General features: G+C 42.6%; 15 protein-coding genes. 7 read left to right on the plus strand and 8 right to left on the minus strand.

Annotated features, from left to right (window positions below; translation table 11 throughout):
- Positions 1-35: 35 nt before the first annotated feature.
- On the minus strand, positions 36-506 hold the full coding sequence (locus L1271_RS06410; protein WP_235367378.1) for a MarR family winged helix-turn-helix transcriptional regulator: 471 nt from the start codon (positions 504-506) through the stop codon (positions 36-38).
- A 112-nt stretch (positions 507-618) separates the two neighbouring features.
- On the opposite strand from L1271_RS06410, the gene hmgA reads away from it, so the two are divergent.
- Both hmgA and maiA read left to right on the plus strand, forming a co-directional pair.
- A complete protein-coding gene (gene hmgA / locus L1271_RS06415; RefSeq protein WP_235367379.1) occupies positions 619-1,914 on the plus strand; it encodes a homogentisate 1,2-dioxygenase in 1,296 nt (431 codons plus the stop codon).
- A gap of 8 nt (positions 1,915-1,922) precedes the next feature.
- Positions 1,923-2,549: a maleylacetoacetate isomerase gene (maiA, locus tag L1271_RS06420; protein WP_235367421.1), complete on the plus strand. Its 627-nt coding sequence runs from the start codon at positions 1,923-1,925 to the stop codon at positions 2,547-2,549.
- 74 nt (positions 2,550-2,623) lie between these two features.
- Here maiA and L1271_RS06425 read toward each other — a convergent pair whose 3' ends face one another.
- Positions 2,624-2,854 (minus strand): TIGR02647 family protein, encoded by a 231-nt coding sequence (locus L1271_RS06425; RefSeq protein ID WP_235367380.1) that lies wholly within the window; start codon positions 2,852-2,854, stop codon positions 2,624-2,626.
- Between the two features lie 60 nt (positions 2,855-2,914).
- Between L1271_RS06425 and L1271_RS06430 the strand changes: the two genes are divergently transcribed.
- Positions 2,915-3,196: a DUF1496 domain-containing protein gene (locus L1271_RS06430; protein ID WP_010605335.1), complete on the plus strand. Its 282-nt coding sequence runs from the start codon at positions 2,915-2,917 to the stop codon at positions 3,194-3,196.
- A gap of 32 nt (positions 3,197-3,228) precedes the next feature.
- Positions 3,229-3,471 (plus strand): VF530 family DNA-binding protein, encoded by a 243-nt coding sequence (locus L1271_RS06435; protein WP_235367381.1) that lies wholly within the window; start codon positions 3,229-3,231, stop codon positions 3,469-3,471.
- A gap of 16 nt (positions 3,472-3,487) precedes the next feature.
- On the opposite strand, the gene L1271_RS06440 is transcribed toward L1271_RS06435, so the two are convergent.
- The 3 genes from L1271_RS06440 to L1271_RS06450 all read right to left on the minus strand — a co-directional run bounded on the left by L1271_RS06440 (position 3,488) and on the right by L1271_RS06450 (position 6,572).
- Positions 3,488-4,198: a transporter substrate-binding domain-containing protein gene (locus L1271_RS06440; RefSeq protein ID WP_235367382.1), complete on the minus strand. Its 711-nt coding sequence runs from the start codon at positions 4,196-4,198 to the stop codon at positions 3,488-3,490.
- Between the two features lie 185 nt (positions 4,199-4,383).
- A complete protein-coding gene (locus L1271_RS06445; RefSeq protein WP_235367383.1) occupies positions 4,384-5,496 on the minus strand; it encodes an arginase family protein in 1,113 nt (370 codons plus the stop codon).
- A gap of 296 nt (positions 5,497-5,792) precedes the next feature.
- Positions 5,793-6,572 (minus strand): DUF2189 domain-containing protein, encoded by a 780-nt coding sequence (locus L1271_RS06450; protein WP_010605331.1) that lies wholly within the window; start codon positions 6,570-6,572, stop codon positions 5,793-5,795.
- 378 nt (positions 6,573-6,950) lie between these two features.
- Between L1271_RS06450 and udp the strand changes: the two genes are divergently transcribed.
- Complete coding sequence (gene udp, locus L1271_RS06455) at positions 6,951-7,709, plus strand: uridine phosphorylase (RefSeq protein ID WP_010605330.1); 759 nt, start codon at positions 6,951-6,953, stop codon at positions 7,707-7,709.
- A 26-nt stretch (positions 7,710-7,735) separates the two neighbouring features.
- On the opposite strand, the gene cdd is transcribed toward udp, so the two are convergent.
- From cdd to ppc, 3 genes are all read right to left on the minus strand, one after another.
- The gene (gene cdd, locus L1271_RS06460; protein WP_235367384.1) at positions 7,736-8,602 is read right to left on the minus strand and encodes a cytidine deaminase; all 867 of its coding nucleotides are present in this window, start codon (positions 8,600-8,602) and stop codon (positions 7,736-7,738) included.
- 43 nt (positions 8,603-8,645) lie between these two features.
- Entirely contained in the window at positions 8,646-9,014 is a 369-nt protein-coding gene (locus L1271_RS06465; RefSeq protein WP_010605328.1) for a hypothetical protein, read from the minus strand.
- A 215-nt stretch (positions 9,015-9,229) separates the two neighbouring features.
- Positions 9,230-11,863 carry a phosphoenolpyruvate carboxylase gene (gene ppc, locus L1271_RS06470; protein ID WP_206471938.1) on the minus strand — a complete coding sequence of 878 codons (2,634 nt, stop codon included), beginning with the start codon at positions 11,861-11,863 and terminating at the stop codon, positions 9,230-9,232.
- 125 nt (positions 11,864-11,988) lie between these two features.
- Between ppc and L1271_RS06475 the strand changes: the two genes are divergently transcribed.
- Complete coding sequence (locus tag L1271_RS06475; protein ID WP_268831027.1) at positions 11,989-12,378, plus strand: thiol-disulfide oxidoreductase DCC family protein; 390 nt, start codon at positions 11,989-11,991, stop codon at positions 12,376-12,378.
- On the plus strand, positions 12,371-13,096 hold the full coding sequence (locus L1271_RS06480; protein WP_010605325.1) for an SDR family NAD(P)-dependent oxidoreductase: 726 nt from the start codon (positions 12,371-12,373) through the stop codon (positions 13,094-13,096). The genes L1271_RS06475 and L1271_RS06480 overlap by 8 nt, the downstream gene beginning before the upstream one ends.

Genomic DNA, 13,096 nt, shown 5'->3' on the forward strand with positions numbered 1-13,096 from the left:
TCTCCCAAAGGCCAACGATCGTTGGTCTTTTTTCATTAATCAGCATTGCTGGTATCACAGTTTGCTAGTCTATTTTGAAGCGTCATTAACAGCCCAATAAAATTTTCTTTCTGCTCATCGCTAAAACAACTAAGTAACTCAGCTTCCCATGCCAATGCAAGCGGCGTTAATGCTTGATAAAGCACTCTTCCTTGCTCTGTCACCGCAATAGTTTTTGCACGTTTATCACTTGGACTCACTAACATCTCGATCAACTCTCTGTCTTGTAACTGCTTAATTGCTCTTGAGACGGTTGATTTATCCATGCTTGCCAATTCGCATATGTGCTTTGCAGTAAGCCCCTCCGTCTGTATTGCGTGAGATAATACTCGCCATTGTGGCTGCGTTAATTCCCCCTTTTGTTCGTAGACGTGCGCAAAGTCATTGCTCACTTTTGTTGACAGTGAAACGAGCTGATACGGCAAAAAATCGTTTATATTCAGCAGCTTTCCATTATTTTTAGACATTATTTCACACTCCCAACTGTCACTATTACTTTACAGAGCGACTAGATGACAAACATTGAAAATACTCTCACATGAGAGTATCTTACTATAAAACACAAAGGAGTCGAGACACATGAGCCAAGAACTTCAATATTTAACTGGATTTGGTAATCAATTTGAAAGTGAAGCACTGCCGGGCGCTTTGCCTATTGGTCAGTTTTCACCGCAAAAAGTAAAATACGACCTTTATGCGGAGCAATATAACACCACCGCTTTTACAGCGCCTCGTGCTGATAATCGTAGAAATTGGTTCTACCGTATTCGCCCTTCTGTTTTACAAGGTGAATATGAAGCGATGGATAATGGCCTATTACGCACGGCACCAATAACTGAAGCCGTTACCCCCCCTTCCATGTTGCGCTGGAACCCTATCGATATACCACACGAAAAAACAGACTTTATCGATGGCTTAGTAACGATGGCAGCTAACGGCAGTGCCAATGGCCAAAGCGGGATTGGTATTCATGTGTATGTTGCTAACGCATCAATGGAAGGTCGCTACTTCTATAATGCGGATGGCGAGCTGTTATTCGTCCCACAGCAAGGCGAACTCATTTTACACACAGAGTGCGGAAAACTCGCAATTAAACCAGGTGAGATTGCCGTTATCCCTCGAGGTATCAAATTCAGTGTAGAGCTTTTAAGCGATACGGTGCGTGGTTATATTTGTGAAAACTACGGACACCCTTATATATTGCCTGAGCGAGGCCCTGTTGGTGCAAATGGCTATACCAACGAACGTGACTTTCAATACCCGGTTGCCGCCTTTGAGGACAAAGAAGGCGATTTTGAACTCGTTGCAAAGTTTAATGGTAATTTGTTCCGCTGTGAGATTGGCCACTCACCACTTGATGTGGTTGCATGGACAGGTAATAGCGCCCCATACAAATATGATTTAGCACGATTTAACGTAATGAACACCGTAAGCTTTGATCATCCAGATCCGTCAATCTTTACTGTACTGACTTCTCCATCAGGCACACCTGGTGTTGCAAACGTAGACTTTGTGATCTTCCCACCGCGCTGGATGGTGGCAGAAAATACATTCCGTCCGCCTTATTATCACCGTAATATCATGAGTGAGTTTATGGGCTTAATTGAAGGGGTATACGACGCCAAAGAACATGGTTTTGTGCCAGGCGGCATGAGTCTACACAACTGTATGTCTCCTCATGGGCCAGAAGCTGATGTATTTGAAAAGGCGAGCAACGCAGAGCTTGCACCACAGCGCTATGAAAACACACTCGCGTTTATGTTTGAGTCACGTTACATTATCTCTCCAACTAAGTATGCTTTAGAAGGCAAAGCACGTCAGCCTAACTATGCTGATTGCTGGAAAGGCATTAAAAAGTACTTTAAAGGAGCATAAAGATTATGTTGAAACTCTATACTTATTTTCGCTCATCTGCAGCCTACCGTGTGCGTATTGCTTTAAATCTTAAAGGATTAGAGCATGAATTAGTCCCTGTAAACTTGCTTAAATCGGAGCAAAACGGCGAGGCATATTTAAGTAAAAATGGTCAAGGATTGCTACCGGCGCTTGAAACTGAGCATGGCGTTCTTGCACAATCTTTAGCGATATTAGAGTGGCTAGAAGAAACCCAAACAGGCCAAGCATTGCTACCACAAGATCCTTGGCAAAAAGCGCAGGTAAGAAACTTTTGCTACGCCATCGCCTGTGATATCCACCCTATCGATAACTTGCGTGTACTTAAATATCTCTCAAGTGAGCTAGGTGCATCTGATGAGCAAAAAAATGAGTGGTATCGCCATTGGGTTATCGAAGGCTTTAAAAAGCTCGAGCCTATGATAGGCGACGGTCAATTTTGCTTTGGCACGGAGCCCACACTTGCGGATGTTTGTTTAGTACCACAAGTGTTTAATGCCCTGCGCTTTAAAGTAGATATGACTGAATTTCCTAAGATCAGTCGAGTGTACGAATATTGTAATACGCTTGATGCGTTTTCTGATGCGGCGCCTGAAAATCAATTAGACGCACAATAAGGCTAGTAAACAATAGGCCAATTAAAAAGAGTGACATGCTAAGCATATCACTCTTTCAATCAAACGAACGTTTGTTATTTCAACGCGCTATAGACATGATCAAAATGGCCAATAAGGTCGTGACCAAGATCAGTCAAATAACCCCCATCGGGGCTGTCAATGACCCCTTTTTCAAATAGCCGCATCGCGGCACCTTGTATACCTTCAGGCGCACTGCTATGAATTTTTATCCCCTGATGCAAACTATGTCTTGGAAATCTAGCTAGTAAGGTCAACTCATCCAACATTTTTTGGTCTAATGCCATTGTCATTTTTCCTTATTCTTCTATAGTCATTTAACACTCTAGTTCAAAAAACCAAATTTGATGAAGTTTTTAATTTGTTTAATCACTGTTAATTTGATCTCACTGCCTGTTTTGGCTACAACGCCCGCTGATTTGAGGTTATATGGAGAAATACCAAAGCAAGTCTGTTGGTATGAAGGAAAGTCATATAGCGAAGGCGCACTATTGCTACAGTTTGACATGCTGTTTGTCTGTGCAACGAAAAAGTACAACGAAGACAATGGCAAACTTGTGTGGGTAAAGGCTGACGCGTCTGGGGCACCAATTAGACCTGAAATTTCGGATAAAATTAGGGTAAACTAGGCGTAATATCTAAAGTTATATAGAAGTAGAAGATGACAACCCAAGCAAATAACCCCCTTCACGGTATCAAGTTAGAAGAAATTATTGTAAAACTTGAACAGCAGCTAGGCTGGAAAGAAATGGCAGCCGCCGTAGATATCAACTGCTTCAAAGATAATCCAAGCGTTAAATCTAGTCTCAAGTTTTTGCGTCGCACACCTTGGGCAAGAAGCAAAGTGGAGCAACTGTATCTAGATACCTTCCACGGCTTTCAGTGGCCTGATATAAAAAAATAACCCGTTTTCTCTAAGTTTATTTGGCTACATAAAGCACGTTGTAAGTCTCCTGAAGCTTATCAAGAATATGCTTGGGAACATTTTTATTACAGGCTAGATAAAGAGACGTATTAAACTGATCTAATGTATATACCGGCTCAAGTAATTGAGCCGTTTGCTCTTTTGCACTTCGAAACCTAAACTGGGCATCGCTTAATATCACCAAATCAACAAAGTCTTTGCGCGTCTTGAGTAGCTCAAAAACCTTATCAAAAGAATTAATCAGGATTAGCTGCTTTCCTTCTTGAAAACCATGTTCCATTAAAAATTGGTGGCTAAAATTGTCTCGGATCACCGCTGTTCGATAGGCTTGCGCATCTTCTAATTTATTCAGCTTGATTTTGCTTTCACGTAGCGCATAAAAAGAGGTGGTAAACGTATCAATGGGAAATACCCAAGTAAACTCATTTTCGCGAATGGTATTTCTGGCTGTTGAAAACACACAGGTATCTTCTTTTCTTAATGCGGCATTATAGGCTGCAGGCCATGAAAGTACGTTGATGGTGTAATCAACGCCAGAGTCATCAAGCACTGCCCTAACTTTATCCGCTGAACGCCCAATTAGCTCCCCTTTTTCATTAAGGTATTGGAAGTCAGGAAAGTTCTCAGTGACAATATTTAGCGTATAGGCAAGCGCACTGAAACTCATCAGTAAAATACAAAGACCAAAAGAGTATGCACCCTTCATGAAACTCTCCCCATAGCTACTTGAATAATATAGTCTTAACTTAAAGGTTGAGCAATTTTTAAAGAGATAGAATAGCTGCTTGTGAATGCGGGTGAACCACAACAGATGGGTAACTTATTGAAGTGAATGAGTGATAGACAAAGATGCCTCCGCCTATCACAGTGCTGTTTAGTTATTTAGTTGCTTTAGCTATTGTTGATAGCATCAATTAAAAACGCACTCAGCTTAGCGCCTTCTTTAAGCGTGGTTTCTGAGCTCGTTTGTCCAACAAGAGAGCTGTCGGTAAATGGGGCTATTTCCATCATGTCTGCACCTGTGATTTTAAACTCACCACGCAGAGCTTGTAGAATTAACATCGCTTCGTCTGGAGTCATACCGCCTGCCTCTGGAGTGCCCGTTGCAGAAGCAAACTCTTCATCAAGTGCGTCAATATCGAAGCTGACATAAAGCTCTTCAACATCATCAGCCTTTAACTGCGCAATAACCTCATCAACTATCACTTGTGCACCACGTTCTCTGATCTCATGAGCCCAATGCTGCTTAACGCCGAATGTAGACTCCCAATGAGGTTTGGGTTTGCCACTAGAGCGGATCCCAAATTGCACTAAGTGATGGGGTGCAGGTAAAAACTCTAGGATATGCGTACACCAAGAGCCGAAGCATAAATCGATACCTAAGCGCTCAACAAGTAAATCCGTGTGAGCATCAAAATGGATAATCGCTGTTTTTACACCACGAGCACGCTTTGCTTTAAGATACGCTTTTGTTAACGGGTAGCTGATTGAGTGGTCACCACCAATACCGAACACACCTTTATTTGGGTAATTTTCGTAAAAGCCATCGCACACATCTTCTGTAATAGATAATGGTGACACGTAATATTCGCTCTCAGGGTCAGCATAAAGTGCCTTTTGACAGTTACTGATCGTGCTCTCGTTTAAATATTTGTCGTGTAGTAAATGTGGAATAACACGCACATCGCCAAGGTCAAACGCGCTCGTTTGCGGCTGTTGCTCTATTAATGTCGAACGCAAAAATAACGGGCCCCAGTTGGCGCCGCGTAAAATACCACCGCCACAATCTGAACTGATCCCAAGAATTGCCGCTTTATGTTCACTTTCGCCCAATTTCTCCAGTGACGCTTTCCATAAAGTATCGACTCCTTCTGTTTGTCCATATAGCTTTTGTCTTAGCGCGTCTTTTCTTTCTTTCGCTGTGTTTACTGTAAACACACCATCTCCCGGTGGGCATAAACAGTGCTCAAGTTTTTTATGGAATTGTTTTTTGCTCTCAGACATCGCTATCCCCTCTTATATGCATAATCATGCGACCCAGAAAAATCTTCCCTATTGCGCTTTATATATTGCGAAACACTCAAAATACGATTGGCTTAAAATGAGTAAAAACGACAAATTAAAAATAAAAATCCTTATAAATCAAAAGACTTTCTTGATCTCTAACTTCGTTTTCGAAAGACATTGACTGTTCATTAGGTCGTTGTTGCAGCACATATAACAGGTTCAAATAAGAAGTCAACCGCAGTACCAACAATGCTCATTGATGCTACGGTTGTTTATTCATAGAGGGTGTTTAGTTATTCGTAGTGGCGTGGCACTTTTGTTTTAATTACAGCGATATAGCCATGCCAACTTGCGTACGCTAGCAGCGGCATAATAACGATAAACCCAGCCGTTCCAGTTGCAAACCCAAGCATCACCAAGAACACTAAGATCCCACACCATACCACCATAGCGCCGACATTTTCTTTCACAGCATGCATTGAGCTTATTACCGCAGTCATAATATCCACTCGGCGCTCCATCATTATTTGTGGCGTAAACGCTGAGATTGCAAATACACACACCAATAAAATGCCTCCCACTATCGAGCCGAGTGCTAAAAATGCCGAAAGCTGTTCAAACGTAGGATTCGGAACATTTGGATATAATGCATGGATAAGCGCCGCTAAGCGCATCCAAACAATCATAATGACCATCAGTAACACCGCAAAACCCCACTCGCCAGCGGGATTACGAAACATTGATTTAAGACTATGCGTTAACGTTGGTTTATGGCCCTTTTCCAACTCCCACGCAACATCATACAAGCCAGCTGCGAAAGCAGGTCCAATAAGCGCAAAGGCGACAGCGGCAGGCAGAATTACCAAGTGGGTACCCGATTGGTACACTAACCACATGATAAACGCAGGTATTAGGGTAAAAATAAGTCCATACACTAGGCTAAGTAATGGTGCATTCGCAATATCTTTAAATGCTAATGCAAGCCAGTGAAACGGTGCCAAGGTTGGAACTTTGTTGCATTCAAAGCAACGCGCAAATTCGTTATCTTTATTTATAGAATGTGTAGCAGGCATAACCATTCCTCATTGTTGCTCTCATGTTAAGGTTTAGTGGAACATCGACAATCCCGCAAGCTATCCTGAGCTATAATACCAACTGCGTTAATTCTCTAACCAATTTAACGGGTAAAATATCATACAAGCTTCGTTAAAAATTTCTTATTTAGAACAACTAAATAGCAAAATTTTTGCCTTGCCTATATGGATTTAGTTGCCAAAGCGGTAGCAGGACGCGAGAGCGGTGCTACTAATATTATTTCCCGCTTCAAAATAGCTCATTTACTTAATACGATTGGTATAATTTAAACACGCCACACTTAAATAGGACATCTGTCCTGTACTTGATAGGCGTTAACTATAAACATTACGCTTTAATTATAACTAAGGTTTACTATGGAAAAGGTATTTCACTTAGGTCTTACGAAAGCCGACCTACAAGGCGCTTCACTAGCAATTGTTCCGGGTGATCCCGAGCGCTCAAAACGCATTTCTGAATATCTCGACTCTCCAGTCTGCTTAGCACAAACTCGCGAATTTCATATTTACCTTGGCTTTTTAAATGAAAGTCCTGTGGTAATTTGCTCAACTGGTATAGGCGGCCCATCTACGTCAATCGCCGTTGAAGAATTAGCACAGCTTGGTATCACTACCTTTTTACGCATAGGTACGACTGGTGCCATTCAACCACATATCGATGAAGGTGATATTTTGGTGAGCACGGCATCAGTGCGTTTAGATGGCGCTAGCCAGCATTTTGCGCCTATCGAGTTTCCTGCTGTGTCTGATTTTCATACCACTTCAGCAATGGTACAAGCCTGTGAATCGTTGGGTATTACTCACCATGTTGGGATCACTGCGTCTAGCGATACTTTCTACCCAGGGCAAGAACGTTACGACACATACTCAGGCTACGTCAGAAAAGCGTATCAAGGTTCGTGTGCAGAATGGCAAAAGCTTAATGTGATGAACTATGAGATGGAATCTGCGACGTTATTTACCATGTGTGCAGCACTTGGATTGAAGGCAGCTTGTCTTGCAGGCGTATTGGTAAACAGAACACGCCAAGAAATTCCTAATGTCGACCATCAAGCTGTTGAAAAGAAAGCTGTCACTGCAGTTTTAAAAGCAGCTGAACTGTTACTTTCGAAGTAGTAGCAGTAAACGTAGAGATTGAGCGGTTACTCAATCTCTATATGTGTAAGCAAATGCTCGGCATTGTATGCCTTTAAAACCGCTAAGCTTACTTGCAGCTGATTAGCACTGCCCTGCTTTTCTAGCAAAGTGATCTCTACGACATTTACCTCAGATAATACTTTACCCGACATAGCTAATTGACTTAGTGCACTTTGTAATGGCGATAAGCTTGGGTTATAAGCCGCATTTTCAGCATAACGCCCATAAAAGCACTCACCAGTGTCTAGTTTAATTTCCACCGCACTTTGGTTGTGTGTGTAGGGGCAATAAGCGCGCAGATAATGCTGATAAAGCGCCGCACTGATTGATGCAGGCGATGTTTCATTCGCAGCAAGATGTTGCACTTGAGAAAAGAGTTTTTCACTGTTGCCCAGATCGTCCGGACCAAACGAAGTCGGCAGCAAATCACACAACGAGGTTCTGCCTGTCGGCAATAAAATTTCAAGCTCCTTAGCGGTGCTTAGCTCATTCATAAATTGACGACAAAATCCGCAAGGCGCGGCATTGATCGTCATTTTAGAGATTTCCGTGGCACCATTTAACCACGCATTGTTAATTGCCGCTTGCTCGGCATGAACAACCAAAGAAAGCGCTTGATGCGAAAATTCTAAATTCGCGCCTAAAAACGCTTGTTGCGATTTATCATCCCAAGCAATGGCACCAACATAAAATTGTGAAATAGGAGGCGTAGCAAACTCAGCTGCAACTTCAAGTAATGCTGCCTCAAGCTCAGAGCGAGATAAGTGAAAGCGGTTTTGATATTGTACTAATTGGGAATAACTAAATATTCCACGATGGGCGATGGCGTATTGCGTTAACGCACTTTTTATTGATGGTTCTATCTTTGCCATATTGTTGTCATGTTTATCTATGGCAGGATAGTTTACGCAAGAGTTACAGCCGACTCAACCATTCTCTTGCAGATTTAAAACACTCAAAGTTTTCAGCGCTGATATTAAAACGCTTAATTTTCTGTAGAAAAAGATCATGCATATAACCTTCAAAACCAACGACGCGTGCAATATGTAAATTGCCAATATTGTGCGCAACTTTTGGCATTATGTTCACAATATCAATTGCGGCGAAGCGGTGTTCAAGTTCACTCACATCTACTAATACTTTGCTACTATTATGCTTTTTTGCGTATAGATTGGCTTTCTCGTATGCCGAGACCACATCGTTTGCATTCGCAATTCCTCTGATCTTCATCATAATCAGATCATTACACTCATCAAATGTGACGCTAGTAGATATTTTGTGCATGTATCGTAGACCTATCAACCGACAATTCTTGAATAAAACAAATAAAACGACTGGTAAAACCAGCCGCGCATTTTAAATCAATGAGAATTACTGTCAATAAATATACTAATAAAAAACCAATCAAAATAAAAAAACCAATCCATTGGAATTGGTTTTGTAGCTATTATGCTTGTAAATGTAAAATTTTACAAAAATAGATTATTCAAATTGTTGCACTAACCCGTGTTGCGCATCCCCGCCGCAATCCCTGTCATCGTGATCATAAGTGCCAGTTCCAAATCGTGATTGGTTTCTTCACGCACACGCTTTAACAGTTCTATTTGTAACAAGTTTAGAGGATCAGTATACGGATTTCTCAGCCCGATCGATTCTTTGATCCAAGGTTGCTGTGACAACAGCGACGACTCTGGCGCAAGGCCGCGAATAAGCTCGATGGCCTGTTGTAAGTTGTCTCTTAACTCATCCCCTAGGCCTATATACTCGTCACTAACTAAACTTGCATCATACATCTCGCTGAGCCAAAGGTCGGCTTTACAGAATACCATTTCGAGCATTTCTAAACGGGTTCTAAAAAATGGCCACTTTGCGCTCATTTCTTGCAGCATATCTTTACCAAACGTTTCTACGGCAGCTTCAAGACCTTCTTTCGCCCCTAGCCAAGCAGGCAACATCAAGCGGTTTTGACTCCATGCGAAAATCCATGGAATAGCCCTCAAACTCTCTACTCCGCCGTTTGGATTTCGTTTAGAAGGCCTCGAGCCTAGCGGTAATTTAGACAGCTCTTGTTCTGGCGTTGCCATTCTAAAGTAAGGCACAAACTCAGGGTTCTCTCGAACAATACTGCGATACTTTTTGCAGGAAGCTTCACTAATCGTCTCCATAACCTCTACCCATTTAGGTTCGGGTCGAGGGGGCGGCAACAAATTACTTTGTAAAATCGCACTGGTATAAATAGATAGACTTTGCATCGCGACTTTAGGTAAACCAAATTTAAAGCGGATCATTTCGCCTTGCTCGGTCACTCGCAAGCCACTTTTTAGCGAACCAGGAGGCTGAGATCTCAGCGCTTGTGCAGCAGGCGCCCCCCCTCGACCAATCGTACCTCCACGGCCATGGAAAAGGACCAGCTCAACGCCCTTCGCATCAGCAAGGTTAACCAGCTTTTCCATTGCATCATACTGCGCCCATCCTGCCGCCATCATCCCTGCGTCTTTTGCAGAGTCGGAATAGCCGATCATGACATATTGCTTGGCACCAATCGTGCCTTTATACCAAGTGTTCTCAAATAACCCGCTGATCACTGATTGCGCATTGTTTAAATCATCCAGTGTTTCAAATAGCGGGGCTACCGGTAAGTTGAATTTACACCCGCTTTCTTGGAGTAATAAATGCACAGCAAGAATATCAGAGGCACTTTGCGCCATCGAGATAATGTAAATGCCGAGTGCGTTTTGGTCTTGATCCGCAATCGTTGCAAATGTCTCTAGCACCTCTTGGACATTGGAAGAAGGTTGCCAATGACGTGGCAGTAACGGTCGTCTCGAGCTTAGCTCGGTTAATAAGAAAGCTTGCTTGTCTGCTTCTTGCCACTGAGCATAATCACCAAGACCCAAATAGCGTGTTAATTCAGAAAACACTTCGGTATGTCTGGCGGAATCTTGGCGAATATCTAACTTACATAAAGACACGCCAAAACAGTCAATTCGCCTTAATACATCTAACAACAAACCGTCGGCAATATTAGCCATGCGACAATCAACCAGCGAGCGATAACACGCCTCTAGTGGCTCTCTTATCTGTGATACCTGTTTAATCTTGTCCTGATAATGAGAGGGCGTGCCTTTGATTTTATATTCCAATGCTGCAATGGTTTCTTCTACCTCAGCGCGTACTTGCTTTAGTACATAACGATAAGGTTCATTACTGCCGTCCGCTCGCGCTATAAAGCTTTCGGATGCATTACTCATAGAGAGTTCTGCGCCCAAAATTTCTAGATCTCGACGATATAAATCAAGCGCCATCCAGCGGCCGTGATCAAGCACAGATTGCGTCACATGAGAAGTAACAAACGGGTTGCCGTCTCTATCGCCCCCCATCCAAGAAGTGAGTTGAATCGGACTAAAATTGGCTGGTAGTTGTAAGTTTAATCGCGTTTTCACTTGGGCGTTGAAATACCGAACAAACTTAGGCACGGCTTCCCAAAGACTATTTTCAATAACCGCGAATCCCCACTTTGCTTCATCCAGCGGCGTAGGTCGCTTTTCTCTAATATCGCTTGTGTGCCACGCTTGTGAGATCAACTGCTCAATGCGGTCAATGACCTCATCGTAGACAGGGTCCTCACCTGAGGTCACCTCAAGCACTTTTAAACATTCGCTCAGCTCAACGTGTTTATTGATGATGGTTCTGCGTGTTACTTCCGTCGGGTGAGCGGTTAGCACCAAATCGATTTTTAGTTTGCTTATTACATCTGCAACTTCGTTTAGTGTCAGCGCACCAGCATCAACTTTACTTTGCAATTCATCAAGCGCCTTATCGACTTCGATCATCACGCCGTCTGGAGAGCCTGATTTTGAAATGGTGTGGAATTGTTCTGCGACATTCGCCAGGTTTAAGAAATGATTAAATGAGCGAGCAACGGGAAGTAGCGCTTCATCGCTTAGGCTACGTAAGGTGTCAATCAGCGCTTGCCTATCTGAATCATTACCGCTTCTAGAGGATTTTGCTAGGTGTCTAATTTCTTCAACTTTGTCTAATGTTTCTTGACCCTGCGCTTGTTGAATAATTTGCCCTAACATCTGCCCCAAAAGGCTCACATTACTACGTAGGCTTGCGTATTGCTCAGTCATACAATCTCCTTGATGAAAAGATACTCTAACTCCACTATACCGAGAATAAATTGATTTGCGAACGATCTATTTTCAAGACGTTAACGTAATAACATGACAAAGATAAGTATTATTCGAGTGAGCGAATGATTGTATTTTACGATGGTAACTGTCCGCTATGTGTAGGGGAAATGAATGAACTTAAACGTTTCGATCAACACAATAAAATTGATTTTGTGAATATTCATGATGATCGCTTCTCGAGCGAGTTTCCTGAGATAGAGCATGAAGCGGCTATGGCAAAGCTCCATGGTTATGATAACCAAGGTAAGCTTATTTTAGGACTAGATGTTACCGCAGCGGCTTGGAGTCAAGTTGGCAAACATCGCTGGATCAAATTATTAAGATTACCCATCATCCGAACAATTGCAGACGGCGTTTACCTGTTTTTTGCAAGGCACAGAATGAAAATTTCTAAACTTCTGGTCCCAAATCAATGCAGTATACAAAATAGTGGAGATTGCAATCGTGACTAACTTCGCCATCATAGTGATTGGTGCAAGTTCAGCGATCGCTGATGCCTTTATACAAGCGCAAACCGAACAAAATCCCGACGTAAAAATGATCACGGTGTCTAGGCAAGCTAAAGCGGCTTCACATGCCAATAACCTGCATTTTCAGTGTGATTATTCTAAAGCACAAATTCAACAAGTTGCGAGCCGTATTCTCGAGCAAGAGTTAACGATTAAAAGCGTCACCATTTTTAATGGCTTACTCCATGACGAGTTTGATACATTCCCAGAGAAAAAGCTTGAGGACATTGATCTTGAATACAGCATGGCGCTGTTTAATATCAATACCATGATCCCCATGCTTTGGTTACAAGCTTTATTGCCAGTCTTAAAAGGTAAGCAGTCATGCGTAGTTACAGCACTCTCTGCCCGTATTGGAAGCATCAGTGACAACCAGATGGGCGGCTGGTACAGCTACCGCAGCTCAAAGGCTGCGCTTAATATGATGTTTAAAACCGCAGCAGTCGAGCTTGCGCGTCGAGCAAAAAACATTAAGCTCATTTTGTTCCATCCAGGTACTACCGACACGCCACTTTCAAAACCTTTTCAAGCCAATGTCCCGGACGAAAAACTCTTTACGCCGGAATTTGTAGCACATCAACTTAGCGGTATCATCGCAAACAGCCATCCTGATGGTACGGTGAGCTATGTTGACTGGCAAAATAAATTAATTGAATGGTGA

The sequence above is a fragment of the Pseudoalteromonas sp. OF5H-5 genome (assembly GCF_021530695.1).
Lineage (GTDB): Bacteria > Pseudomonadota > Gammaproteobacteria > Enterobacterales > Alteromonadaceae > Pseudoalteromonas.